At 72.1% G+C, this 24,795-nt stretch carries 19 protein-coding genes; 15 read left to right on the forward strand and 4 right to left on the reverse strand.

The window, feature by feature from the left end; translation table 11 throughout:
• Positions 1–35: 35 nt before the first annotated feature.
• Positions 36–1,769: an FAD-dependent oxidoreductase gene (locus ACH3VR_RS04560; protein ID WP_396639558.1), complete on the forward strand. Its 1,734-nt coding sequence runs from the start codon at positions 36–38 to the stop codon at positions 1,767–1,769.
• Between the two features lie 22 nt (positions 1,770–1,791).
• Here ACH3VR_RS04560 and hrpA read toward each other — a convergent pair whose 3' ends face one another.
• Complete coding sequence (hrpA, locus tag ACH3VR_RS04565; protein WP_396639559.1) at positions 1,792–5,724, reverse strand: ATP-dependent RNA helicase HrpA; 3,933 nt, start codon at positions 5,722–5,724, stop codon at positions 1,792–1,794.
• Between the two features lie 293 nt (positions 5,725–6,017).
• On the opposite strand from hrpA, the gene ACH3VR_RS04570 reads away from it, so the two are divergent.
• From ACH3VR_RS04570 to ACH3VR_RS04580, 3 genes are read left to right on the forward strand one after another with little or no spacing between them, the layout of a single operon-like run.
• The gene (locus tag ACH3VR_RS04570; protein ID WP_396639560.1) at positions 6,018–6,608 is read left to right on the forward strand and encodes an ArsR/SmtB family transcription factor; all 591 of its coding nucleotides are present in this window, start codon (positions 6,018–6,020) and stop codon (positions 6,606–6,608) included.
• Positions 6,605–7,441 carry an aldo/keto reductase gene (locus ACH3VR_RS04575; RefSeq protein WP_396639561.1) on the forward strand — a complete coding sequence of 279 codons (837 nt, stop codon included), beginning with the start codon at positions 6,605–6,607 and terminating at the stop codon, positions 7,439–7,441. The genes ACH3VR_RS04570 and ACH3VR_RS04575 overlap by 4 nt, the downstream gene beginning before the upstream one ends.
• A gap of 10 nt (positions 7,442–7,451) precedes the next feature.
• Positions 7,452–9,290 carry a thioredoxin domain-containing protein gene (locus tag ACH3VR_RS04580; protein ID WP_396639562.1) on the forward strand — a complete coding sequence of 613 codons (1,839 nt, stop codon included), beginning with the start codon at positions 7,452–7,454 and terminating at the stop codon, positions 9,288–9,290.
• A 716-nt stretch (positions 9,291–10,006) separates the two neighbouring features.
• Here ACH3VR_RS04580 and ACH3VR_RS04585 read toward each other — a convergent pair.
• Positions 10,007–11,242, reverse strand: coding sequence for a glutamyl-tRNA reductase (locus ACH3VR_RS04585; protein ID WP_396639563.1), 1,236 nt, complete (start codon positions 11,240–11,242; stop codon positions 10,007–10,009).
• A gap of 23 nt (positions 11,243–11,265) precedes the next feature.
• Between ACH3VR_RS04585 and hemE the strand changes: the two genes are divergently transcribed.
• The 6 genes from hemE (at position 11,266) to ACH3VR_RS04615 (ending at position 17,559) form a co-directional block, all read left to right on the forward strand.
• Complete coding sequence (gene hemE / locus ACH3VR_RS04590) at positions 11,266–12,336, forward strand: uroporphyrinogen decarboxylase (RefSeq protein ID WP_396639564.1); 1,071 nt, start codon at positions 11,266–11,268, stop codon at positions 12,334–12,336.
• Positions 12,326–13,546, forward strand: coding sequence for a protoporphyrinogen/coproporphyrinogen oxidase (locus tag ACH3VR_RS04595; protein ID WP_396639565.1), 1,221 nt, complete (start codon positions 12,326–12,328; stop codon positions 13,544–13,546). Before hemE ends, ACH3VR_RS04595 begins: the two co-directional genes overlap by 11 nt.
• A 19-nt stretch (positions 13,547–13,565) precedes the next feature.
• Entirely contained in the window at positions 13,566–14,273 is a 708-nt protein-coding gene (gene hemQ / locus ACH3VR_RS04600; protein WP_396639566.1) for a hydrogen peroxide-dependent heme synthase, read from the forward strand.
• Between the two features lie 13 nt (positions 14,274–14,286).
• Positions 14,287–15,186 carry a hydroxymethylbilane synthase gene (gene hemC, locus ACH3VR_RS04605; RefSeq protein ID WP_396639567.1) on the forward strand — a complete coding sequence of 300 codons (900 nt, stop codon included), beginning with the start codon at positions 14,287–14,289 and terminating at the stop codon, positions 15,184–15,186.
• A 70-nt stretch (positions 15,187–15,256) separates the two neighbouring features.
• Positions 15,257–16,246: a porphobilinogen synthase gene (gene hemB / locus ACH3VR_RS04610; RefSeq protein ID WP_396639568.1), complete on the forward strand. Its 990-nt coding sequence runs from the start codon at positions 15,257–15,259 to the stop codon at positions 16,244–16,246.
• Positions 16,243–17,559, forward strand: a complete 1,317-nt coding sequence (locus tag ACH3VR_RS04615) for a glutamate-1-semialdehyde 2,1-aminomutase (RefSeq protein ID WP_396639569.1) — start codon at positions 16,243–16,245, stop codon at positions 17,557–17,559. The genes hemB and ACH3VR_RS04615 overlap by 4 nt, the downstream gene beginning before the upstream one ends.
• Here the strand turns inward: ACH3VR_RS04615 and ACH3VR_RS04620 are convergent.
• Positions 17,556–19,160, reverse strand: a complete 1,605-nt coding sequence (locus tag ACH3VR_RS04620; RefSeq protein ID WP_396639570.1) for a dolichyl-phosphate-mannose--protein mannosyltransferase — start codon at positions 19,158–19,160, stop codon at positions 17,556–17,558. The two genes, ACH3VR_RS04615 and ACH3VR_RS04620, sit on opposite strands and share 4 nt — an antisense overlap.
• Before the next feature lie 24 nt (positions 19,161–19,184).
• On the opposite strand from ACH3VR_RS04620, the gene rsmI reads away from it, so the two are divergent.
• From rsmI to ACH3VR_RS04640, 4 genes are all read left to right on the forward strand, one after another.
• Positions 19,185–20,003, forward strand: coding sequence for a 16S rRNA (cytidine(1402)-2'-O)-methyltransferase (gene rsmI / locus ACH3VR_RS04625; RefSeq protein ID WP_396639571.1), 819 nt, complete (start codon positions 19,185–19,187; stop codon positions 20,001–20,003).
• A gap of 89 nt (positions 20,004–20,092) precedes the next feature.
• Entirely contained in the window at positions 20,093–21,691 is a 1,599-nt protein-coding gene (gene metG / locus ACH3VR_RS04630) for a methionine--tRNA ligase (protein WP_396639572.1), read from the forward strand.
• Complete coding sequence (locus ACH3VR_RS04635; RefSeq protein WP_396639573.1) at positions 21,688–22,599, forward strand: TatD family hydrolase; 912 nt, start codon at positions 21,688–21,690, stop codon at positions 22,597–22,599. Before metG ends, ACH3VR_RS04635 begins: the two co-directional genes overlap by 4 nt.
• 2 nt (positions 22,600–22,601) lie before the next feature.
• Positions 22,602–23,114, forward strand: a complete 513-nt coding sequence (locus ACH3VR_RS04640; protein ID WP_396639574.1) for an NUDIX hydrolase — start codon at positions 22,602–22,604, stop codon at positions 23,112–23,114.
• Here the strand turns inward: ACH3VR_RS04640 and ACH3VR_RS04645 are convergent.
• The gene (locus ACH3VR_RS04645) at positions 23,111–23,284 is read right to left on the reverse strand and encodes a hypothetical protein (RefSeq protein ID WP_396639575.1); all 174 of its coding nucleotides are present in this window, start codon (positions 23,282–23,284) and stop codon (positions 23,111–23,113) included. The two genes, ACH3VR_RS04640 and ACH3VR_RS04645, sit on opposite strands and share 4 nt — an antisense overlap.
• A 190-nt stretch (positions 23,285–23,474) precedes the next feature.
• Here ACH3VR_RS04645 and ACH3VR_RS04650 point away from each other — a divergent pair, with 190 nt between their 5' ends.
• Positions 23,475–24,776, forward strand: a complete 1,302-nt coding sequence (locus tag ACH3VR_RS04650; protein WP_396639576.1) for an RNA polymerase sigma factor — start codon at positions 23,475–23,477, stop codon at positions 24,774–24,776.
• Positions 24,777–24,795 lie beyond the last annotated feature (19 nt).

A 24,795-nucleotide genomic window follows, 5' to 3' on the forward strand; every position in this document is an offset into this window, starting at 1 on the left:
GAATCACCCCCTCTTTCGAAAGGAACCCTGACCCCATGACCCGCACCCGCCACACTCCCCGCGCCGACTGGATCGACGTCGTCCGCTTCCCCCGCGCCGTGCCGCCCGAGAACGTGCAGGTGCTCGTCGTGGGCGCGGGGCCGTCGGGGCTGGGCACCGCGCTCGAACTGCAGCGGCACGGGCTCGACGTCGCGGTGGTGGATGCCGCCACCGAGGCCACGCTCATCCGCGCAGGCGCCGCGGGCGTGAGCGCCCGATCCGTCGAGATCTTCCGCACGTGGGGCGTCGCCGATCGGGTGCGGGAGAGCTGGACGATCCCGCCCGAATGGAACAAGGGCAACGTGCTCGTGACCTCGGTCGTCGGGCACGTGCTGGGCGGCAAGGGGCCGGACGCGTACACGCGGCGCGCGGGCAGCGCCTTCTCGCGGGAGGACGCCGTGCGTCGGCCGCAGACCGTCTTCCAGAAGGCGTTCATCGACCGGCTCGGCGAGCTCGGCGTGCCGATCGCCGGTGGATGGCGCGTCACGGCGCTCCAGCAGGACGAGGACGGCGTCGTCACGACCGTCGTCGATGCGGACGGCGCCGAGCGGACGATCCGGTCGGCGTACGTCGTCGGCGCCGACGGGTCGAAGAGCACCGTGCGCCGCCTCGCGGGGATCACGCGATCGGGCGAGTACGCGACCGAGCGGCACTGGCGGTACGTCGTGCGCACGCGGGGCGGGGTGCCGGCCGAGCTCGGCTCGGCACCGAGCGCGAGCAACATCGTCTTCAACCAGCACTACTCGGGCTTCATCTCCGCGATCAACGAGACCGACTGGCGCGCGTACGCCGGGCCCCTTCCGATCGACTACGTGCCCACGGAGCAGGAGCTGATCGAAGCGGCGGCGAAGGGGTTCGGCTTCGACGTCGACCTCGAGGTCGTGAGCCTCACGCCGTTCTTCAAGAGCACGCGGATCGCCGACCAGTTCGTGCGTGGCCGGGTCGCGCTCGTGGGGGATGCCGCGCACGTGCGCACGCCGGGCGGCAACCTGTCCGAAGGCTTCGGCGACGTGCTCAACCTCGGCTGGAAGCTGGCCGCGGTGCTGCATGGCGAGGGCGGTGACGCGCTGCTGCAGTCCTACGACGAGGAGCGCCGCGTGCACAACGAGCGCATCGCGGAGCACGCGCTCGCGCGTGCGGCGGCCAACGAGGCGTCGCTGCAGGAGATCCGCGCCCTCGGCGTGCCCGACGACGACGACCTCGGCGCCGAGGCGGAGCAGAGGCGCGCCGACATCGGCCGCGTCCTCGCGCGGGACTTCGCGTTCGATCTCGGCGTCGTCTTCGATGAGCGATACGACCGATCGTCCGTCGTCGCGTACGAGCCGGGCCAGCTCGTGAGCGAGCCGGCGTGGGCGCCGACCGTGTACGTCGAGGATCCGCGTCCGGGGCATCGCGCGCCGAACGGCGCGGTCGAGGCCGGGGGAGTGACGCTCTACGGGCGTCTGGGCATCTTCCCCGCTCTCCTCGTGCTCACGGACGACACCACGGATGCGGAGCGGTTCCGTTCGGCGGCCGACGAGCGCGGAGTGCCCCTCGACGTCATCCACCTGACCGAGCCCGAGGTGCGCGCGCTCTACGGTTCCGACTACGTCATCGTCCGGCCCGATCACCATGTGGCGTGGCGCAGCCAGGGGGCGGACTTCGAGCCCGGCGCCGTGCTGGATGTGCTTTACGGCCGTTCGGCGGGTTCCGTTCCGGGGGCGCAACGCCTCGAAACCGCCGCGAGGTAGCCGGTCGACGGTCCGAGCCCGGTCACCTCAGCGCCTTCTGGATGCGCTGCAGCGACACGGGCTCGGCCGTGCCGAGCGACTGCGCGAACAGGCTCACGCGGTACTCCTCGAGCAGCCAGCGCGCGTGCACGAGTGTGTCGGGCGCGTCGGCCGGAGTCGGGATGAGGCCGCCGGCCTCGGCGTACACGGCGGCGGCGCGCTCGAACTCCGTCAGCCGCTGGCGGTCGCGCCCGGGGTTGTCGGCGAGCGCCTTCACCCGGTCGAGTGCACCCCGCAGGTAGCGCGGCAGGTGCGCGAGCCGCGCGGTGCCCGTGCGGGAGACGAATCCGGGGAACACGAGCCCCGCGAGCTGGCCCTTCACGTCGTTCAAGGCGCCGAGGAGCGTCAGCGAGTTCTGCGAGCGGAGCGCTCGCTCGACCTCGCGCGCGGCCGTGAGGATGCGCGCCGTGAGCGACACCGTCTGGAACAGCTCGTCGACGACGGCCGCCGAGAAGGCGTCGCGCGCGGCGTCGAAACCTGCTCGCGTGCGCACGACACCGCTCGGCGCGACGCGTGCGATGACGGCATCCGCCACCGCCACGCGGGCGTCCTCCACGAGCGCCTTCGCCGACGGATAGGGGGATGCCGCGAGCGCGAGCTTCTCGGCAGAGGTGAGGTGGTCGAGCACGTACGCCGAAGGCGACGCGACGGCGAGCAGCACGAGGCGCCGGACGCCCTCCTTCGTCGCGTTCTCGGCGGACTCCGGGGTCGCCTCGATGCGCAGCGCGACGCTCGAGCCCTCGTCGACGAGAGCGGGGTAGCCGCGCACGACGCCGCCCGCGACCTTCATGTCGACGACGTCGGCGAGGTCGCCGAAGCTCCAGTCTGTGAGGCCGGACTGCTCGGCGAACGAGGGTCCCGCCTCGGCCGTGCTTCGCGGCGCGGGGCCTCTGCGCCCCGCAGGGGCCGGATTGCCCGGCTCGCTCAGCGAACGGCTCACGGCGCTGCGCGCACGGCCGGAGAGCTTCTCCTGCAGGGCCGCGAGATCCCTGCCCGATCCCGCCGCGCGGCCGCGCTCGTCGACGGCGCGGAACGACACGAGAAGGTGCCCGGGCACGCGCTCGAGTTCGAAGTCGGTCGCCGTCACGGGCTGGTTGGCGATGCGTTGGATGCGCGCCGCGAGGGCGTCGCGCAGTGTGGCCGGCGGAAGGCCGCTGTGCGACTCGGGGCCCTGGCCGTCGAGCTCTTCGGCGAACTTCGCGGCCCAGTCGGCGGCGGGCACGACGTGGCGGCGGATCGCCTTGGGGAGCGCGCGGATGAGCCCCGCGATGAGCTCGTCGCGCATGCCGGGCACCTGCCAGTCGAACCCGTCGGGGCGCAGCTGCGCGAGGAGGGCGAGCGGCACGACAGCGGTGACGCCGTCGTCGGGCGCACCCGGCTCGAACCGGTAGGCGAGCGAGAGCACCTGGTCTCCCTGGCGCCAGCGTGCGGGGAAGTCGCGCTCGTCGCCGCGTTGCACGTCGCCCGCGAGGTCGGCCTCGGTCATGTCGAGGAGCTTGGGGGTGCGGTTCGAGGCATCCCTCCACCACGCCTCGAACGAGCGCACATCGAAGACGTCCCGCGGGAGGCGTGCGTCGTAGAACGCGTAGACGGCCTCGTCGCCGGCGAGGATGTCGCGGCGGCGCTCGCGCTCCTCGATCTTCTCGAGGCGCCTGCGCAGCTCGAGGTTGCGACGCTCGAACGCCGTGAGGCGCTTGTCGCCCTTCGACAGGCTCAGGGACCCAAACGGCTCCCATTCGCCCTCGACGAGTGCGTGCCGGAGGAACAGCTCGCGGGCGAGCGGACGATCGAACCGGGCGAGCTGCACGCGGCGCTTGGGGACGATCTCGACGCCGAAGAGCGTGACCTTCTCGTAGGCGGATGCCGCTCCCGCCGCCTTCGACCAGTGCGGCTCGCTCAGCGAGCGCTTCGCGAGGTCGCCCGCGAGCGACTCGGCCCACTCGGGGTCGACGGACGCGACAGTGCGGGCGAAGAGGCGTGAGGTCTCCACGAGCTCGGCGGCCATGACGGCGCTCGGCGACTTCTTGCGCAGGCCCGACCCGGGGAAGATCGCGAACCGTGCGCCGCGGGCGCCGATGTACTCCGCAGCGGGGGTGCGGCCCTTCGGCGCGCTCTTCCCGCCGCTCCGCGCGTCGGAGGCTCGGCGGCGCTCGTCGAGGATGCCGAGGTGCGACAGCAGCCCGGACAGGACCGCCTTGTGGATGTCATCGGGGTCGGCCTCGGCCGCTGTCGAGGTGGGACGCCCGAGCAGAGACCCGAGCTGCCGGTGCACGTCGAACCATTCCCGGACGCGCACGTAGTTGAGATGCTCGGCGCGGCACAGGCGCCGGAAGGCGCTCGATCCGAGCGCGGCCTGCTGCTCCTGCAGGTGGTTCCAGAGGTTCAACAGCGTCAGGAAGTCGCTCGTCGGGTCGGTGAAGCGCGCGTGCAGGCGATCGGCCTCTTCCCGGCGCTCCTCGGGCCGCTCCCGGACGTCCTGGATCGACATCCCGGCGACGATCGCCATGACGTCGCGGAGGACTCCCGTCCGCCGCGCCTCGAGCAGCATGCGGGCGAAGCGCGGGTCGATCGGCAGGCGCGCGATCTCGCGGCCGAGGTCGGTGAGCTTCGGGCCCCCCTGCCCTCCGTGCTCCTGGCGCACGGCGCCGAGCTCGATGAGGAGGTCGAAGGCGGCCTTGACGCCGCGGGAGTCGGGAGGAGTGAGGAACGGGAACGACGAGATGTCGCCGAACCCGAGCGACAGCATCTGCAGGATGACCGAAGCGAGGCTCGTGCGCAGGATCTCGGGCTCGGTGAACTCATCGCGACGGTCGAAGTCGTCCTCGGAGTACAGGCGGATCGCGACGCCCGGCGCGGTGCGGCCCGCGCGACCCGAGCGCTGCTGCGCGGACGCCTGCGAGATCGCCTCGATCGGCAGGCGCTGGATCTTGCTGCGATTGCTGTAGCGCGAGATGCGCGCCGTGCCGGTGTCGACGACGTACCGGATGCCGGGCACCGTCAGGCTCGTCTCTGCGACGTTGGTCGCGAGGATGACGCGGCGGCGCACGCCGGCGACCGCCGAGCGCTCGAACACCCGGTGCTGCTCGGCCGCGCTCAGACGTCCGTAGAGGGGGAGGACCTCCGTGGGCGCGGCATCCTTCGAATACATGCCTCGAACGGCATCCATCGCATCGCGGATCTCGGCCTCACCGGGGAGGAACACGAGCACATCGCCAGCCGGCTCGCGGTCGAGCTCGCGCAGGGCCTTCGTGATGCCGTCGACGTCGTCGGATTCGCCGTCGGCGTCCGCACTCGCCCCCCGATAGCGGATGTCGACCGGGTAGGTGCGGCCGGAGACCTCGATGATGGGCGCGGGTTCCGCCTCCCCGGTTCCCGAGCCTGTCGAGGGACCGAAGTGCTTCGCGAAGCTCTCCGGGTCGATCGTGGCCGACGTGATGACGACCTTGAGGTCGGGCCGCTTCGGCAGGATGCGCTTGAGGTAGCCGAGCAGGAAGTCGACGTTCAGCGACCGCTCGTGCGCCTCGTCGACGATGATCGTGTCGTAGCGGCGCAGGAGGCGGTCGCGGTGGATCTCGTTGAGCAGAATGCCGTCGGTCAGCAGCGCGACGCGGGTGTCGGCCGAGACCTTGTCCGTGAAGCGCACCTTGTAGCCGACCGTCGAGCCGAGGGGAACCTCGAGCTCCTCGGCGATGCGCTCGGCGATGGACCGCGCCGCGATGCGGCGGGGCTGCGTGTGGGCGATCTTCGTGCGGCCGAGCTCGAGGCAGATCTTCGGCAGCTGCGTCGTCTTGCCCGATCCGGTCGCGCCGGCGACGATGACGACCTGGTGATCGCGGATGGCGCGGGCGATCTCCTCCCGGGCGGCGCTGACAGGCAGCTCCGGCGGATAGGCGATGACGGGTTCGGGCGCGGGCATAGCCTTCCATCGTAGAACCCGCCCAGCGGGTGGTTCGCGTGGGCGTCGTCGGCAGGCTCGAACGGGTCGAGCATCACTTCGAAAACCCCATTGAACTTCAGGCTCGCACAGCCCTCGGCGCCGGCAACTGTCGAACCCGGGCGTCGGTTCCGCCCGGTGATCGGACATAGCTGAGCACCGTTCGAGAAGCCCACTGAACTTCAGGCTCACACAGCCCCGCCTCGGCTGCGTGAGCGCGAAGTTCAATGGGGTTCGCGTGCTGCGTGAGCGCGAAGTTCAATGGGGTTCTCGGGATGCCATCGAACCTCAAGGGTGCATCGGTCGGCGTCGCATCCTCCTCCACAGCAGCACGAAGTGCCACGGATTCCACCGACCGCACGAACCAGAGCCAGGCTGGCGGCCAGCAGTCGTACGGTCACGGCATGCACCCCTTCGAGGCGATGGCAGAGCCGGCGCGACGGCGGATCGTTGAGATCCTGGCGAGTGGTGAGCACACGGCGGGTCAGCTCGCCGATGCGGTCGGCCACGAGTTTCGCATCAGCCGCACCGCTGTCTCGAAGCACCTGCGCGTGCTGCGTGATGCCGGTTTCGCCGACGTCCGCGCAGAGGAGAACTTCCGGTGGTGGCGGCTCACGCCCGATGCGATCCGCCAGCTCCATGCCGAGGTGCGCGAGCTCCGGCGCAAGTGGAAGATGCGGTCAGGGTGGGACGCGGACGCCCGGCAACTGAGGGATCCGTTCGACTTCGTGTCGGGCTATGCGAGTGTCCCGCGCAAGGGATCGGGCAAGCCGTATCGCAGAGGCACGCGGGGCACCCAGACCGAGCCGCCCGTCGCAGCCGATCCCGAGACCGGCGCCTATCCCCGCCATAGGCTGGATCGATGACGACCCCCACGGTGAAGCTCAACGACGGCCACGACATCCCCCAGCTCGGCTACGGCGTGTTCAAGGTGCCGCCGGCCGAGACGGAGCGAGCCGTGACCGAAGCGCTCGAGGTCGGGTACCGCCACATCGACACCGCCGCGATCTACGGCAACGAGCAGGGCGTCGGCGCCGCGATCGCGGCGAGCGGGGTCGCGCGCGACGAGCTGTTCATCACCACCAAGCTCTGGAACGACCGTCACGACGGCGAGGAGCCGCACGCCGCGATCCGCGAGAGCCTCGACAAGCTCGGGCTCGACCAGGTGGATCTGTACCTCGTGCACTGGCCGACTCCCGCGCGCAAGAACCATGTGCACGCCTGGGAGAAGCTCGTCGAGATCCGGGATGCCGGGCTGACGCGCTCGATCGGAGTGTCGAACTTCCTCGTGCCGCACCTCGAGGACATCATCGCGGCGACGGGCGTCACGCCCGCGGTCGACCAGATCGAGCTGCACCCCGCCTATCAGCAGCGCGACGTCACCGACTGGGCGGCGGCGCACGGCGTGCGCATCGAGTCGTGGGGCCCGCTCGGGCAGGGCAAGTACGACCTCTTCGGCACCGAGCCGGTCGAGGCCGCGGCATCCGCCCACGGCAAGACGCCGGCGCAGGTCGTGCTCCGCTGGCACCTGCAGCACGGCTTCATCGTCTTCCCCAAGTCGGTGCGGCGCGAGCGCCTCGAGGAGAACCTCGACGTCTTCGACTTCGAGCTGACGGCCGCCGAGATCTCGGCGATCGACGCGCTCGATCCGGGCGACGGGTCGGGTCGGGTCAGCGTGCACCCCGACGAGCTGAACTGATCGGGATGCCGTGAACCCGCGACTGGCCGCCTCCGCGAGCCCGTACCTGCGGGCGCACGCCGACAACCCCGTCGCCTGGCACGCGTGGGGCGAGGAGGCCTTCGCCGAGGCGCGCCGACGCGACGTGCCGGTGTTCGTGTCGATCGGCTACTCGACCTGCCATTGGTGCCACGTCATGGCGCGGGAGTCGTTCCAGGACGCGGCGCTCGCCGAGCGTCTCAACGAGCGGTTCGTCGCGATCAAGGTCGATCGGGAGGAGCATCCCGAGGTCGACGCCGCCTACATGGCGGCCGCGGGCGCGTTCACGCAGAGCCTGGGCTGGCCGCTGAGCGTCTTCACGACTCCCGACGGCGGGCCGTTCTACGCGGGCACGTACTTCCCGCCCGCCCCCCGCGGCGGCATGCCGTCGTTCGAGCAGGTTCTCGACGCCGTGCACGAGGCGTGGACCGAGCGCCGCGAAGCGGCGGAGGGCACGGCGGGAGCGATCGCGGAGGCGCTCGCGGAGGTGCAGGCGTCGGCGGCGGACGGCGGAGCGGTCCCGGATGCTGCCGCCATCGTCGCGGCTGCCCGGGCGCTCGCCGCGCGCGAGGATCCGCAGTACGGCGGCTTCTGGGGTGGTGATCCGCGGGCGCCGAAGTTCCCGGTCGCGACGTCACTGCGGCTGCTGCAGGCGAGGCTCGTCCGTGAGACCGCGCCCGACGCGACGGCGATGGCCGAGCGCGCGCTCGCGGCCATGGCGGGCTCGGAGCTGCGCGACCCCGTCGAAGGCGGATTCTTCCGGTACGCGACGCAGCGCGACTGGACCGTGCCGCACTACGAGCGCATGCTCACCGACAATGCGCAGCTGCTCGACGTCGCGGCCAGTGCCGGCGATGTCGACACGGTGCGCGGGATCGCGACGTTCCTGCGCGACGTGCTGCAGCAGCCCGGCGGCGGATTCGGCGCGGCTCAGGACTCCGAGTCGTGGATCGACGGCGCCCGCAGCGAGGGCGGCTACTACGCACGGGATGCCGCGGCCCGCGCATCGCTCGAGTCTCCCGCCGTCGACGGAAAGGTCGTGACGGGCTGGAACGGCCTCGCGATCGGTGCGCTCGCGCGCGCGGGCGCGCGGCTGCGCGAGCCGGAGTGGATCGAAGCTGCGCGGTGGGCGGCCGACGCCGTGCTGACGGCGAACGTCCGTGCCGACGGAGCACTCGTGCGGGCGTCGCTCGACGAGATCGCGTCGCGGGCGCCGGCGACGCTCGCCGATCACGGTCAGCTCGCGGAGGGGCTCGTCGCGCTCGCGGTCGCGACGGGGGAGGTCACGTACGCCGACCGCGCCCGCGCCCTGCTCCGGGTGTGCCTCGATTCCGAGGGCGGTCTGCGGGCGCCTGCGGGCACCGACCCCGTGCTCGCGGCGAGCGGAGTGCGGGCGCCGGATGCCGCGTCCGACGCCGACGAGCCGTCGGGGGTCGCGGCGATCGCCGGTGCGGCGGCTGCGCTGTGGCTCGTCGGTGGCGGAGAGGAGCACCGCGCGCTCGCGGAGCGACTGGTCGCGGCGCACGCGGCGGACGCGCTCGCCCAGCCCCTTGCGCACAGCGCGCTGCTGCGCGCCGCGAGCCTCCTGGCCGCGCCGCCGCGGCAGGTGGTCGTAGTGGGAGACGCCGCCGGCGACCTCGCGGTCGCGGCACAGTCGATCGCCGCCGACGTCGTTGCGGTGGTCTCGCCGTCTCAGGCCTCGGCGTGGGCGACGGCGGGGTTCGAGCTGTTCGCCGACAAGACGCAGCGCGACGGCCTCGCGACGGCCTACGACTGCCGCGACTTCGCCTGCCGCCTCCCCGTGACCTCTTCTGCCGACCTGGTGCCCTGAGTTCCGGTGATGCGCCGGTCCCCGATCTTGTAGAGGGGTCGACGCCGACGTTCTCGGCGCTCACCGTGGGTCACGCTGAGCGGGTTGGGCGAGGTCGGCGTTCCTCGTGGGTTCGAGCTCGACGCCTCGACAGGCTCGGCGATCGGGTAAGGGTCGGCCCACCCTCGGCGCTCACCCCGGGGTGACGCCTACCCCGGTCCCCGAGCTTGTCGAGGGGTCGCCGCCGACGTTCTCAGCGCTCACTCGGGGTCACGCTCGCCGGGTTGGGCGAGGTGAGCGTTCCTCGTGGGTTCGAGCTCGATGCCTCGACAGGCTTGTCGATCGGGTAGGGGTCGGCCCACCCGCGGCGCTCACCCCGGGGTCATGCTGACCGGGGTGGGCGCGGTCGGGGTTCGTCGTGGGTTCGAGCTCGACGCCTCGATAGGCTCGGCGACCGGGTAAGGGTCGGCCCGTTCTCGGCGCTCCACCCGGGTGACGCTTACCCCGGTCCCCGATCTTGTCGAGGGGTCGACGCCGACGTTCTCGGCGCTCACCGTGGGTCACGCTGAGCGGGTTGGGCGAGGTCGGGGTTCGTCGTGGGTTCGAGCTCGACGCCTCGATAGGCTCGGCGACCGGGTAAGGGTCGGCCCACCCTCGGCGCTCCACCCGGGGGTGACGCCTACCCCGGTCCCCGAGCTTGTCGAGGGGTCGACCCGTGCGCTCCGCGGAGCGCGAGATCAGCCCGCGGCGCGGTTCTCGTCGGCGACGACCGAGAGCCCGGAGGCGACCTCGAGGCCGAAGACCGTTTCGAGCGCGCGCTCGAACTCGTCGAGGCGGCCCTCGGCGGCGAACTCGCGGGCGCGCGTCGATGGGCCGTGCGACAGCACGCCGGCGAGATGGCGCAGCGCGGCTGCGGTGTGGGTGTCGTCGGCGCGCAGGCGGGTGAGCTCGGAGTCGAGCACGGACTGCACGTGGGTGCGCCACGCGACGATCGCGGGTGCGGCGGCGCGCTCGGCGTTGAAGGTCGCGGCGGCCGAGCCGACGACCTCGTGCGCGCCGGCGCCGAGCTCGGCGAGGGCCGCGTGCCGGCCGATGAGCTCGAGGTCGAGCAGGTCGATGCCGGGAAGCGACCCGACGGCGGGTTCGACGTTGCGGGGGAGTCCGAGGTCGATCACCAGGCGCGCGCGCTCGTCGGGGATGTCGGCGGGGCCGATCGTGTACCGCGCGGTCGAGGTGATCACGATGTCGGCGCGGGCGATCGCGGTGCGCAGATCGTGCTCGGCGCCGACGCCGTACTTGGCCGCGAACGAGTCGGCGCGGCCCGTCGCGGAGTACACGCGCACGTCCTCGGCTCCGCGAGCCTGAAGAGCGGCGATCGTCGTCGCGGCGTACTGGCCCGTGCCGACGAGCAGCACCGGCACGGTGGACCAGTCGGTCACACGGGAGTCGGCGAGGTCGAGCGCGAGGCGCGCGAGCGAGCGGCCCGCGGCGGCGAGATCGGCCTTGGCGCGCACTTCGCGCGTCGCGCGCGCGGCGCGCTGGAAGGCCTGCTCGAGCTCGGTGCTGCTCGTGCCGGCCTCGCGTGCGGCGCGCAGCGCGCGCTGCACCTGGCCGCTGATCTCCTCCTCGCCGACTACCATCGACTCGAGACCCGAGCTCACGGCGAACAGGTGCCTCACGACGTCGTCTCCGCTGAGGGCGACGGCCGACGCGCGCAGGGCCTCGGCATCCGCCCCCGTCTTCTGGGCGATCGCCTCGAGCACCGCCTCGCGAGCCAGCACGACACCGCCCGTGACGGGTTCGTCGAGCTCGAGATACGTCTCGAATCGGTTGCACGTGGCGACGACGACGGCGCCCCGCACGAAGTCGTGGGCGGCGATGACATCGGCGCCGGTCGAGCTGGAGGCCCTCGAAATACGGTCGAGAACGTCGAACTCGGTGTTCCGGTGGTTCGCCGTCAGGCAGAACAGCACGACCACGAGTTTAGCCTGGAAGGGTGACATCGCCTCTGAGCGCCCTGCCGGCCGCCCATCCTCTGCTCGACGGACGCACGTCGCAGTCGCCGCTCGTGCGCGCCGCGCGCGGCGATCGCCCCGAGCGGCTGCCCGTCTGGTTCATGCGCCAGGCGGGTCGGTCCCTGCCCGAATACCGGGCGAGTCGCGCCGGCACCGAGATGCTCGACGCGTGCCTCGACCCCGCCCTCGCTGCCGAGATCACGCTGCAGCCCGTGCGCCGTCACGGCGTCGACGCGGCCGTGTTCTTCAGCGACATCGTCATCCCGGTGCTGCTCGCGGGCGTCGATGTGAAGATCGTCGCCGGCAGGGGGCCCGTGATCGACAACCCGATCCGCACGGCGTCCGATGTGCTGAACCTTCGACCGCTCGAGCCCGAGGCGCTCGCTCCGATCTCGGAGGCCGTGCGCATCGTCGTCGACGAGCTCGGCGCGACGCCGCTCGTGGGCTTCGGGGGCGCGCCGTACACGCTCGCGAGCTACCTCGTCGAGGGCGGTCCCTCGCGCGAGCAGCTGCGTGCCCGCGCGCTCATGCGCACCGACCCGCACACGTGGGCGGCCCTGCTCAACTGGTGCGCCGACATCACGGGCGCGTTCCTGCGCGCGCAGGTCGAGGCGGGCGCGAGCGTCGTGCAGCTCTTCGACTCGTGGGCGGGTTCGCTGTCGCGCAGCGACTATCAGCGCCGCGTCGCGCCGCACTCGCGTCGCGCGTTCGACGCCCTCCGCGGGCTCGAGGTGTCGAAGATCCACTTCGGCCTGGGCCTGACCGAGATGCTCGACCTGCTGCCCGGACTCGGCGCCGACGTCGTCGGCATCGACTGGCGGCTCCCGCTCGACGACGCCAACACGCGCCTCGGCGGCCGCGTGCCGCTGCAGGGAAACCTCGACCCGGCGCTGCTGACGGCGCCGTGGCCGATCCTCGACGCGCACGTGCGCGACGTCGCGTCGCGCGGACAGGACGCGCCGGCGCACATCGTCAACCTCGGACACGGCGTGCCGCCCGACACCGACCCGACGGTGCTGACGCGCATCGTGGAGCTCGTGCATGCCCTCTGACGTCACCGTCGTCGGCGGCGGGGTCGCCGGGCTCGTCGCGGCGCGGCGCCTGGCCCTCGAGGGCATGCGCGTCACGGTTCTCGAGCAGTCGTACCGGCTCGGAGGCCAGGTCGCCCGCCAGACGGTCGCGGGTGTCGACCTCGACGCGGCGGCGGAGTCGTTCGCGACCCGCACGAGCGCCGTCGCCGATCTGCTCGCCGAGCTCGGACTCGCGGGCGACATCGTCGCGCCTGATCCCGCATCCGCCTGGCTGCATCGTGCCGACGGCACGGCCGTGCCGCTCCCCGCGACGGGGCTCCTCGGCATCCCCGGCGATCCCCTCGCCCCCGATGTCGTGCGGGCCATCGGCACCGCGGGCGCGGTGCGCGCGGCGCAGGACGCGACGCTTCCCGTCGAAGAGGGGAGGGATGCCTCGTCCCTCGGCGAGCTCGTCCGCCACCGCATGGGGCAGGCCGTCGTCGACGGACTCGTCGCGCCCGTCGTGCGCGGCGTGCACTCGACCGATCCCGACGACCTTCCGGTGGAGCGCGCCCACCCGCGGCTGCGCGCCGAGCTGCAGGAGCGCGGGTCGCTCGCGGCCGCCGTCCGGGCGCTGCGCGCCGCGGCGCCTGCGGGCTCGCAGGTCGCGGGGATCCGCGGCGGTATGTTCCGGCTCGTCGATGCGCTCGCGGCCGACTGCGAACGGCTGGGCGTGCGCATCGAGCTCGCAGCGAGCCGAGACCCCGGGACGTCGCTCGTCGTCCACGCCGCGCCGCCTGCCGGCGCGCCGCAGGGCCGGCGCGTCACGCTCGTCACCCTCGTCGTCGCGGCGCCCGACCTCGACGCGGCGCCGCGCGGGACGGGCATGCTCGTCGCGGCGGGCGCCCCCGGCGTCGGCGCGCGCGCCCTCACGCACCTCTCCGCGAAGTGGCAGTGGGTGCGCGACGCTTTTCCGAGCGGCACCCATGCTCTGCGGCTCTCCTACGACGGAGAGCCCGACGGCGCCGTCGCCCGGGCCACGGCGGATGCCGGCATCCTCCTGGGCACGCCCCTGGATCGAGTCCTGGATGCGAGCCTGCACTCCTGGACGCGCGGCGCTGCGGCGCCCGCGACGTCGTCCCATGCGATCGGCGAGTCGGTCGCAGGCACGGGCCTCGCCTCGGTCGTGCCGCAGGCGGACCTCGTTGCGAGGAACCTCGCCCGCGAGACATCGATTCGCCGCCTCGGCTGACAGGGGCGAGGATAGACGGGTGAGCGACCGGACCGACGAGCACCAGACGACCGAGACCGCCGAGCAGCCCGACCCCGGGAGCGGTCTGCACTTCGCCCTGTGGGCGGTCCTGCGGCGCGACCCGCACCCCGTCGCAGCCCCCGACGGCGCGCCAGCTCTCGCCGACGTCGTCGGCGAGCTGGGCGCCACGGTGCGGGCGATCTACGACGTGTCGGGGCTGCGCGCCGACGCAGACATCCTGCTGTGGCTCACCGGCGACACCGCCGACGGGCTGCAGTCGGCGCTGCGCGCCCTGCGCCGCTCGCGCGAGCTCCGCCCCCTCCTGCCGACGTGGAATGCGCTCGGCGTGCACCGCGACGCCGAGTTCAGCCGGGACCACGCGCCCGCCTTCGCGCGCGGCCTGGCGCCCAAGGGCTGGCTCGCCGTCTACCCGTTCGTGCGCAGCTACGAGTGGTACGTCCTCCCGCCCGAGGAGCGCGGCGAGATGCTCGCCGACCACGGCATCAAGGGCCGCGAGTACCCGCAGGTGCAGAGCAACACGGTCGCGAGCTTCGCGCTCGGCGACTACGAATGGATCCTCGCGCTCGAGGCGGACCAGCCGACCGACCTCGTCGACCTCATGCGGCACCTGCGCGCCACCGAGGCCCGTCGCCACGTGCGCGAAGAGGTTCCCTTCTTCACGGGCCGCCGCATCGAGGCGGCCGAAGTCGCCGAGGTGCTGTCGTGATCGAGGCATCCCGATGACTCTCCGCGTCGGCACGCGTGCGAGCGCGCTCGCGACGGCCCAGGCGGGCACCGTCGCGAAGGCGCTCGGCGGCGTGCTCGTCCCGATCGTCTCGGAGGGCGACACCTCGACGGCATCGCTCGCGTCGTTGGGCGGCACCGGCGTCTTCGCGACGGCGCTGCGCGAGGCGCTCCTCGCCGGCGAGGTGGATGCCGTCGTCCACTCGTACAAGGACCTTCCGACGGCCCCCGCCGACGGCCTCGCGATCGCGAGCGTTCCGCGGCGCGCCGACCCGCGCGACGCGCTGTGCGCACGCGGCGGCCTCGACCTCGCGAGCCTGCCCGAAGGCGCCCGCGTCGGCACGGGCTCGCCGCGCCGCCGCGCGCAGCTCGCCGCCCGCCGTCCCGACCTCGAGCTCGTCGACATCCGCGGCAACATCGACTCGCGCCTCGCGCGCATCGAGACAGACGATCCCGAGCGCGCGCTCGACGCCGTCGTGCTCGCCGCCGCCGGGCTCGAGCGCCTGGGCCGCCTCGACGCCGTGACGGAATTCCTGCCCATCGACGCGTGGCCCACGGCTCCCGCGCAGGGCGCCCTCGCCGTCGAGACGCGCCGAGGCGAGACGCAGCTCGCCGCGAAGCTCGACCACCGGCCGACGCGGCTCGCCGTCGAGGCCGAGCGCGGCGTGCTCGCGCGCCTCGAGGCCGGCTGCGCCGCGCCGATCGGCGCCCACGCGTTCCTCGAGGACGGGCTGCTGTTCCTCACGGCGCGCGTCTACCGTCCCGACGGCGGCGAGCACGTCACGAGCTCGCACGCCATGCCACCCGACGCCGAGGCACCCGCCGACCTCGCCGCCCGCGTCGCCGACGAGCTGCTCGCCCTCGGTGCGGCCCGGCTCGCGCCGCTGCACGACTGAGCGCCGCAGCACGACCGAGCGCCGAACCACGACTGAGCGCCGCAGAGCGCGCCACCACGACTGAGAGATCATGACCGAACCGCAGTTCCCCACGGTCCGCCCCCGCCGCCTGCGCTCGACCCCCGCGTGGCGCCGTCTCGTGGCCGAGACGCGCGTGCACGCGTCGCAGCTCGTCCTCCCCGTCTTCGTCCGCGAGGGTGCGACCGAGCCCGTGCCGATCGGCTCCATGCCGGGCGTCGTGCAGCACACGACCGACTCCCTCAAGGCCGAGCTGCAGCGTGCGGCGACGGCCGGGATCGGCGGCATCATGCTCTTCGGCGTGCCCGAGCACAAGGACGCCGACGGGTCGGGAGCGACCGATCCCGACGGCATCCTGAACGTCGCGACCCGCATCGCCGCGGAGGAGATCGGCGACGCGCTCGTCGTGCAGACCGATCTGTGCCTCGACGAATTCACCGACCACGGCCACTGCGGGGTGCTCGACGAGCAAGGCCGCGTCGACAACGACGCGACGCTCGAGCGGTACCGCGACATGGCGCTCGCGCAGGCCGAGGCGGGCTCCGCCCTGCTCGGCCTGTCGGGCATGATGGACGGCCAGGTCGCCGTCGTGCGGGAGGCGCTCGACGCCGCGGGCCGACCCGATGTCGCGCTCCTCGGCTACGCTGCAAAATACGCGTCGGCCTTCTACGGGCCTTTCCGCGAGGCCGTGCAGTCGTCGCTGCAGGGCGACCGCCGCACGTATCAGCTCGACCCCGCCAACCGCCGCGAGGGCGGCCGCGAGGTCGCGCTCGACGTCGCCGAGGGCGCCGACATCGTCATGGTCAAGCCCGCGATGAGCTACCTCGACGTGCTCGCCGACGCAGCGGCCGTCTCGCCCGTGCCCGTATGGGCCTACCAGGTGAGCGGCGAGTACTCGATGGTCGAGGCCGCCGCCGCGAACGGCTGGATCGACCGCGAGCGCACGATCGACGAGACGATCACGGGCATCGTCCGCGCCGGCGCCGAGGGCGTTCTGACCTACTGGGCGATCGAGGCTGCGGAGAGGTGGTCGCGCGCATGACCGGAATCACGAATCAGGATGCCGCAGCCCGCGCCCGGGCCGTCATCCCCGGCGGCGTCAACTCGCCGGTGCGCGCGTTCGGCTCGGTCGGCGGAACGCCGCTGTCGATCGTGTCGGCCTCCGGCCCGACCGTCACCGACGTGACGGGCCGCGAGTACGTCGACCTCGTCGCGTCGTGGGGCCCGGCCCTCCTCGGCCACGCGCAGCCAGAGGTCGTCGCGGCGGTGCAGGAGGCGGCATCCCGCGGTCTCTCGTTCGGCGCCTCGACGCCCGGTGAGACCGACCTCGCCGAGCTCGTCATCGACCGCCTCGACGGGGGCATCGAGAAGCTCCGGCTCGTCTCGACCGGCACCGAGGCGACCATGACGGCGATCCGCATCGCGCGCGGCGCGACCGGTCGAGACGTCGTCATCAAGTTCGCCGGCCACTATCATGGCCACTCCGACGGCCTGCTCGCCGAGTCGGGCTCGGGCGTCGCGACGCTGGGTCTCCCCGGCTCCGCGGGCGTCCCCGCCGACATCGCGGGCCTGACGCTCGTGCTGCCCTACAATGACCGCGACGCCGTGCGCGCGGCGTTCGAGGCGCACCCCGGCCGCATCGCGGCGATCATCGCCGAAGCCGCCGGCGCCAACGCCGGCGTGCTCGTTCCCGAGCCGGGCTTCAATCGCTTCCTCGTCGAGACGGCCCACGCCCACGGCGCCCTGTTCATCCTCGACGAGGTGCTCACGGGCTTCCGCGTCGGCCCTGCCGGCTGGTGGGGACTCGAGCGCGCTGCGGGCGAGACATGGGTGGCCGACCTCGTGACATTCGGCAAGGTCATCGGCGGAGGGATGCCGCTCGCCGGCATCGGCGGCCGCGCCGACCTGCTCGACCTCCTGGCGCCCCTCGGACCCGTGTACCAGGCGGGCACGCTGAGCGGCAATCCGCTCGCCGTCGCCGCCGGACTCGCGACCCTGCGGCTCGCCGACGCCGAGGTCTACGCGCGGGTGGATGCCGCGGCATCCACCGTCTCGAACGCACTCGACGCCGCGCTCACCGACGCGGGCGTCGCCCACACGATCTCGCGCGCCGGGAGCCTCTTCTCCGTCGCCTTCCGCGACGGGGAGGTGCGCGACTACGCCGACGCGAAGGACCAGGATGCCTGGCGGTATCCGCCGTTCTTCCATGCGATGCTCGACGCAGGCGTCTCGCTGCCGCCCAGCGTCTTCGAGGCGTGGTTCCTCACCGCGGCGCACGACGACGCGGCGCTCGATCGCGTGCTCACGGCGCTGCCGGCGGCGGCTCGCGCCGCCGCCGCGGCGTCTGCGCCCTAGATCCAGCCGCTCCGGTTGAAGTGCCAGAACCAGAAGTCGTAGGGCACTTGGATCGCCGTCCACACGGGGTAGTACCACGCTGACACGATCAGCACCGCGACGATGAACACGACCGTCGCCCACCGCCCGACGGCGCGGCCGCGCCGCGTGCGCAGCTGGGCGAGATCGCGCAGCAGGGTCGTCATGGCGAGCGCCATGAACGGCAGGATCACGATCGTGTAGAACTGGAAGATCGTGCGGTCGGGGTAGAGCAGCCAGGGCACGTAGGTCGCGATGACGCCGGTCAGCACGAGCCAGTCGCCGCCCTCGCGCTTGGCGAAGCAGCGCCACACGAGGTAGATGACGGCGATGACGGCGGCCCACCACAGGAGCGGGTTGGCGATGCTCGTGATGCCCTCGGAGCATCCGTTCCCGCCCGTCGTGCAGCCGTTCTCGCCGAGCTTCGAGCCGAGGTAGTACATCGAGGTCGGACGGATGAGCATCGGCCACTGCCAGGCGGGGCTCGCGTAGGTGTGCGGCGTCGTGAGACCGATGTTCGACGCGTAGATGGCCTGGTGGTACTTCCACAGGCTCTGCAGCGACAGCGGCACCCACGACCAGAAGCCTGTCGCCGGGGAGGCGTCGGCACTGTGCCGGTCGTAGCCGCCGTCGGTCACGAGCCATCCGGTCCACGACGCGAGGTAGACGACGAACGCGATCGGGACGAAGAGCACGCCCGTCACGAGGCCCTGCCGCAGGGCATCCGTCGGCCAGTATCCGACTCCCAGCCGGCGCCGCGAGAGGGCGTCGTCGACGATGAGATAGATGCCGAGCGCCGCGATGATGTAGAGCCCCGACCACTTCACCGCCGTCGCGGCGCCGATCGCGGCACCCGCCGCGAGGATCCACGGACGGTTCCAGAACACGGGACCCCAGGCCGGCGTGACGCCGTCGACCGTGCGCGCCGCGATGGCGGCCGCGAGCCGTTCTCGATGTCGTCTGCGGTCGAGCAGCACGAACCAGAAGGCGAGCACGACGAAGAAGGTGAGGATGCCGTCGAGGATGCTGACGCGACTGAGCACGATCCCGAGCCCGTCGACCGCGAGGAACAGGGCCGCGACCGACGCGTAGACGATCGAGCCGCCGAGCGCCCGGGCGACGAAGTAGAGCACGAGCACCGTCGCGGTGCCGAGGAGGGCGACCGAGAATCGCCAGCCGAAGGAGGAGTCGGCGCCGAACAGCCACATCCCGACGCCGATGATCCACTTGCCGAGCGGGGGGTGCACGACGTAGCTGGGATTCTCCGTGAAGATGTCCGTCTCGCCGTTCGCGAACCGCTCGTCGGCCTTGTCCGGCCACGTCGCCGGGTAGCCCAGGTGCCACTGGCTCCAGGCGTCTTTCACGTAATACGTCTCGTCGAAGACGATCGCGTGCGGGTGGGCCAGGTTCCAGAAGCGCAGGATGGCGGCGAGCAGCGTCACGAGGATCGGTGCGAGCCAGCTCCACACCTGGTGGACGCGCGGGTCGGTGTCGAGGCGCACGCGCCAGCGCTCGTAGAACGTCGGACGCACCTCGGGTACGAGCGGCTCCGCGGGCAGCAGAGGCTCGGAAGTGGTGGTCACGCAGACAAGCCTAGGCTGGACGCCGTGATCATCCTCGCGGCGACCCCCATCGGCAATCTGGGGGACGCCTCGCGCCGCCTCGTCGAGGCGCTCGAGGCCGCGAGGGTCGTCGCCGCGGAGGACACCCGCACGACGCAGCGGCTCCTGGCGGCGCTCGGCATCGCCAACCGCCCGCGCCTGATCGCCCTGCACGACCACAACGAGAAGCAGCGCGCCGCCGAACTCGTCGAGCTCGCGCGCGACGGGGACGTGCTGCTGCTCTCCGACGCCGGCATGCCCACCGTGAGCGATCCCGGCTACGGCGTCGTCGCGGCCGCCGCCGACGCGGGCGTCACCGTGACGGCGATCCCGGGACCCAGCGCCGTCGTGACGGCTCTCGCCGTCTCGGGGCTGCCGACCGACCGCTTCACGTTCGAGGGGTTCGTGCCCCGCAAGTCCGGCGAGCGGCGCGGCGTCTTCGCGGCGCTGAGCCGCGAGCCCCGCACGATGGTGTTCTTCGAGTCGCCGGCGCGGGTCGCGGCATCCCTCGCCGACATGGCGGGAGCCTTCGGCCCCGAACGGCGCGCCGCTGTGTGCCGCGAGCTCACGAAGCTGCACGAGGAGGTCGCCCGCGGCACGCTCGGCGAGCTCGTCACGTGGGCCGCGCCGGGCGTCCGTGGAGAGCTCGTCGTCGTCGTGGCGGGCGCCGAGCACGCCGAAGTCGTCTTCGAAGACGCCGTCGCGCAGGTGCAGGATCTCGTCGCCGGCGGCGCGCGCCTCAAGGATGCTGCCGCCGAGGTCTCGGCGCAGACCGGCCACTCCTCGCGCGAGCTGTATCAAGCAACGCTCGCCGCGCGGGACTGAGTGTTACGAACCTCGGCACCCGGGCCCTGGGACGGGCGGCCGTCGTCATGGCGGCCGGGCGCGGCATCCCGGGCAAATAGAATCTCCTGGTGACTTCCGGCCGATCCTTCTACATCACGACGCCGATCTACTATCCGAGCGACGTGCCCCACATCGGCCACGGCTATACGACCGTGGCGGTCGACACGCTCGCGCGCTGGCACCGCCAGGCCGGCGACGACACCTGGATGCTGACGGGCACCGACGAGCACGGCCAGAAGATGATGCGCGCCGCGTCGGCCAACGGCGCGACGCCGCAGGAGTGGGTCGACAAGCTCGTCTCGCAGGAGTGGTTCCCGCTCCTGACGACGCTCGACGTCGCCAACGACGACTTCATCCGCACGACGCAGCCGCGCCACGAGGAGCGCGTCAAGCAGTTCGTGCAGGCGATCTACGACCGCGGCTACATCTACGCGGGCGAGTTCGAGGCGCTGTACTGCGTCGGCTGCGAGGAGTTCAAGACCGAGTCCGAGATCGTCGACGGCGAGGGCCCCTTCGAGGGCCTCAAGGTGTGCGCGATCCATTCGAAGCCCCTCGAGCTGCTGCAGGAGAAGAACTACTTCTTCAAGCTCAGCGAGTTCCAGGACAAGCTGCTCGAGCTCTACTCGAGCGTGCCCGACTTCATCCGCCCCGACTCGGCGCGCAACGAGGTCGTCTCGTTCGTCAAGAACGGGCTCAAGGACCTCTCGATCTCGCGCTCGACGTTCGACTGGGGCATCACCGTGCCGTGGGACGAGTCACACGTCATCTACGTGTGGGTCGACGCGCTCCTCAACTACGCCACGGCGGTCGGTTACGGCAGCGACGCTTCGACAGGCTCAGCGCAGGCCACGGAGTTCGCGCGCCGCTGGCCCGCGTACCACGTCGTCGGCAAGGACATCCTGCGCTTCCACGCCGTCATCTGGCCCGCCATGCTGATGGCCGCAGGCGTCGAGGTGCCGCGCGGCGTCTTCGCCCACGGCTGGCTGCTCGTCGGCGGCGAGAAGATGTCGAAGTCGAAGCTCACCGGCATCGCCCCGACCGAGATCACCGACGTGTTCGGCTCGGACGCCTACCGCTTCTACTTCCTGTCGGCGATCCCGTTCGGGCACGACGGCTCGTTCTCGTGGGAAGACCTGTCGGCCCGCTACCAGGCCGAGCTCGCGAACGGCTTCGGCAACCTCGCATCGCGCACGACGGCGATGATCGACCGCTACTTCGAGGGCATCGTGCCTCCCGCGGGGGAGTACACCGAGACCGACCTCGGCGTGCAGCAGAAGGTGGCGGATGCCGCGGCCGCGGCCGACGCCGCGATCGACCGCTTCCGCATCGACGAGGCGATCTCCTCGATCTGGACGATCGTGGACGCGCTCAACCTGTACATCACGGAGAACGAGCCGTGGGCGCTCGCGAAGGACGAGTCCCAGCGCGAGCGGCTCGGCACCGTGCTGTACACGGCGGCGGAGGGTCTGCGCGCCCTCGCCGTGCTGCTGTCGCCCGTCACGCCGGTCGCGACCGAGAAGCTGTGGGTCGCGCTCGGCGCCGACCAGGCGCTGGGTCGCCTGCAGGACCAGCCGATCCGCGAGGCCGGCACCTGGGGCATCCTGCCCGCGGGCTCGTCGGTGAGCGGCCTCGCGCCGCTCTTCCCGCGCGTCGAGCAGACGGTATGACCTCCGACCCGGTCCCTTACCCGGCCGAGGCGGCCGACCCGTCGCAGTACGTCCGCGTCCGGGAGAAGGGTTCGCGCGACGTGAGCTATCCCGTCGCGCCCGAGCCGCTCGCCGTGCCCGTGTACGACAACCACGCCCACCTCGAGATCGAGGACGGCGTCGGACTGTCGCTGGACGAGCAGCTCTCCCGTGCGGGCGAGGTCGGCGTCATCGGCGTCGTGCAGGCCGGCGGCGACATCGAGTCGAGCCGCTGGTCGGCGTGGGCCGCGGCATCCCATCCCCGCGTCCTCGCGGCGGTCGCGATCCACCCGAACGAGGCTCCGGCGTATGCCGAGGCGGGCCGGCTCGGCGAGGCGATCGATGTCGTCGACGAGCTCGCGGCGCAGCCCCGCGTCCGGGCGATCGGCGAGACGGGGCTCGACTTCTTCCGCACGGAGGAGGACGGCCTGCCGGCGCAGTTCGAGAGCTTCGAGGCGCACATCGCGCTGGCCAAGAAGCACGGCATCGCGATGCAGATCCACGATCGCGACGCGCACGACGCCGTGCTCGAGACGCTCGAGCGGGTCGGCGCGCCCGACCGCACGGTGTTCCACTGCTTCTCCGGCGACGCCGACATGGCCCGCATCGCGCGGGAGCGCGGCTACTACCTGAGCTTCGCGGGCAACGTCACGTTCAAGAACGCGCAGAACCTGCGCGACGCGCTCGCCGTCATCCCGCGCGATCGCATCCTGGTCGAGACGGATGCCCCGTTCCTGACTCCGGCGCCGCACCGCGGGCGTCCGAACGCGCCGTACCTCATCCCCGTGACGGTGCGCTTCATGGCGGAGGAGCTCGGAATCGGACTCGACGAGCTGTGCGCGCAGGTCGCTTCGAACACGCTCGCGGTGTACGGCTCGTTCGAGGACTGATCGTGGACGGCGAGCTGTGGGATCTGACGGATGCCGCGGGCACGCCCATCGGCCGGACTCACCGCCGCGGCGACCCGGAGTTCCCGCAGGGACTGTTCCACGTCATCGCCGCCGTGTGCGTCGTGCGCGACGACGGACTCGTGCTCATCACGCAGCGTGCCGCCGTCAAGGACTACGCCCTGATGTGGGAGTTCCCCGCCGGCAGCGCCCTGACGGGTGAGACGAGCCGCCAGGCGGCCGTGCGCGAACTCGGCGAGGAGACGGGCCTTCGGGCCGACGAGGACGCGCTCGAGCCCGTCGGGCGCGTCGTCGAGGCGGAGGCGCTCCTGGACCTCTACGTCGTGCACGGCCTCGCCGACCTCACCCTGGCGCTGGATCCTGACGAGGTCGTCGACTCGGCGTGGGTGCCGCTCGACGAGGTGTTCCGCCGGTGCGACGACGGGGTGATGGCCGGGCCGTGGATCAAGCGGATGGCGATCCTGGGCGACACGCTGGCCGAGATGGTGCCGCGCTAGCCGCCGAGCCGCACGCCGATCCCGGGAGGCATCGAGAGCAGCAGATCGGCGAGGGAGGCCCAGAACGCGTAGCGGCGGGCCTTGCGCCGGCGGCGGAGCTCGCTCCGCGCTTCACGGATCCACCGCTCGTACTCCTGCGCGTCGGCGGTGTTCAGGCCGTCCTCGTTCATGCTCTCCACCTCTCGTGGCGGGGCGATCCGGTGATACGCCCTCGAAACCGCAACGAACGGCAGTGCGCGATTTCGACGGAACGGGCCTCTTGAACATTTCTTCCGCGCGGGTGTCGAATCGGTGGGGTCCCGTTCGTAGATCCCTTGAGAGTCGCCGACGAGCGATCCCGATGAAGCGAAGGAGCCGCGAATGACCTCCGATGTCGCCGCCGCGATCTCGCGCACCCACCGCGAAGAGTGGGCGCGAGTCGTCGCGGGCCTCGCGCGGCGCTTCGGCGACCTCGACATCGCCGAGGAGACCGCGGCTGAGGCCTTCGCCATCGCCGTCGAGCGGTGGCCGGCCGACGGCATCCCGCCCAATCCAGGCGCCTGGATCACGACGACGGCGTATCGCAAGGCGATCGACCGGCTCCGGCGCGAAGCGCGCCGCGACGAGCTGCAGCAGGAGGCCTTCATGCTCGCGGACGATTCGCCGGCAGACGACGTCGGCGCCGTCGAGGACGACCGACTCCGGCTCGTGTTCACGTGCTGCCACCCGGCGCTGTCCATCCAGGCGCGGGTCGCACTGACCCTGCGCATCGTCGGCGGACTCACCGTCACCGAGATCGCGCACGCGTTCCTCGTTCAGGAGACGACGATGGGTCAGCGGCTGAGCAGGGCCAAGGCGAAGATCAAGGCCGCGCGCATCCCGTTCCGGGTTCCCGATCAGCAGGATCTCCCGGAGCGCGCCGACGGCGTGCTCGCCGTGCTCTACCTGATCTTCAACGAGGGATACCTCGCCACCGGACGGGAGTCCGACCCTCTCAGGCCGGATCTCACCGCGGAGGCGATCCGGCTCACGCGGCTCGTGCGCGATCTGCTGCCGGCCGGATCCGCCGAGCGCGCCGAGGCGACAGGGCTGCTCGCCCTCATGCTCTTGACCGAAGCCCGCGCCGACGCGCGGGTCTCACCCGACGGAGAGCTCGTGCGCCTCGACGAACAGGACCGCGGCGCCTGGGACCGCGCCCTCGTCGATGAGGGCCTCTCGCTCGTCGATGAGCGCATGGATGCCGTCGCGCGCGGCGACGGCAGGCTCGAGAGGTACCAGATCCTGTCGGCGATCAACGCCGTGCACGCGTCGGCCCCGCGGGCGCGCGACACCGATTGGGCGAGGATCGTGGCCCTGTACGGCGAGCTCGAGCGCATCGACCCGAACCCCATCGTCACGCTCAACAAGGCGATCGCCGTCTCGGAGTTCGACTCGCCCGAGGTCGGACTCGCGATGATCGAGCGCCTCGCCGGGGCGCTGGACGGACATCACGCGTTCCACGCGACCCGCGCCGAGCTGCTGCGGCGCGTCGGCCGGTCCGCCGACGCGCTCACCGCGTACGAGCGGGCGATCGCGCTGGCGGGCAACTCCGCCGAGGTCGCCCATCTCGACCGCCGCCGAGGTCAGCTGGCATCACAAGTCCCCTTTCCAGAGACCTTTTCCACCCAAGGAGAACCCTCATGACCGAGCAGTTCGTCGTCGT

The organism is Microbacterium alkaliflavum (assembly GCF_044325405.1).
Lineage (GTDB): Bacteria > Actinomycetota > Actinomycetes > Actinomycetales > Microbacteriaceae > Microbacterium > Microbacterium alkaliflavum.

Coding starts and splice junctions, on each gene's coding strand:
- ACH3VR_RS04560 (WP_396639558.1), top strand. CDS start 36: ATGACCCGCACCCGCCACACTCCCCGCGCCGACTGGATCGACGTCGTC.
- hrpA (WP_396639559.1), bottom strand. CDS start 5,724: ATGCCCGCGCCCGAACCCGTCATCGCCTATCCGCCGGAGCTGCCTGTC.
- ACH3VR_RS04570 (WP_396639560.1), top strand. CDS start 6,018: ATGCCATCGAACCTCAAGGGTGCATCGGTCGGCGTCGCATCCTCCTCC.
- ACH3VR_RS04575 (WP_396639561.1), top strand. CDS start 6,605: ATGACGACCCCCACGGTGAAGCTCAACGACGGCCACGACATCCCCCAG.
- ACH3VR_RS04595 (WP_396639565.1), top strand. CDS start 12,326: ATGCCCTCTGACGTCACCGTCGTCGGCGGCGGGGTCGCCGGGCTCGTC.
- hemC (WP_396639567.1), top strand. CDS start 14,287: ATGACTCTCCGCGTCGGCACGCGTGCGAGCGCGCTCGCGACGGCCCAG.
- hemB (WP_396639568.1), top strand. CDS start 15,257: ATGACCGAACCGCAGTTCCCCACGGTCCGCCCCCGCCGCCTGCGCTCG.
- ACH3VR_RS04615 (WP_396639569.1), top strand. CDS start 16,243: ATGACCGGAATCACGAATCAGGATGCCGCAGCCCGCGCCCGGGCCGTC.
- ACH3VR_RS04635 (WP_396639573.1), top strand. CDS start 21,688: ATGACCTCCGACCCGGTCCCTTACCCGGCCGAGGCGGCCGACCCGTCG.
- ACH3VR_RS04645 (WP_396639575.1), bottom strand. CDS start 23,284: ATGAACGAGGACGGCCTGAACACCGCCGACGCGCAGGAGTACGAGCGG.
- ACH3VR_RS04650 (WP_396639576.1), top strand. CDS start 23,475: ATGACCTCCGATGTCGCCGCCGCGATCTCGCGCACCCACCGCGAAGAG.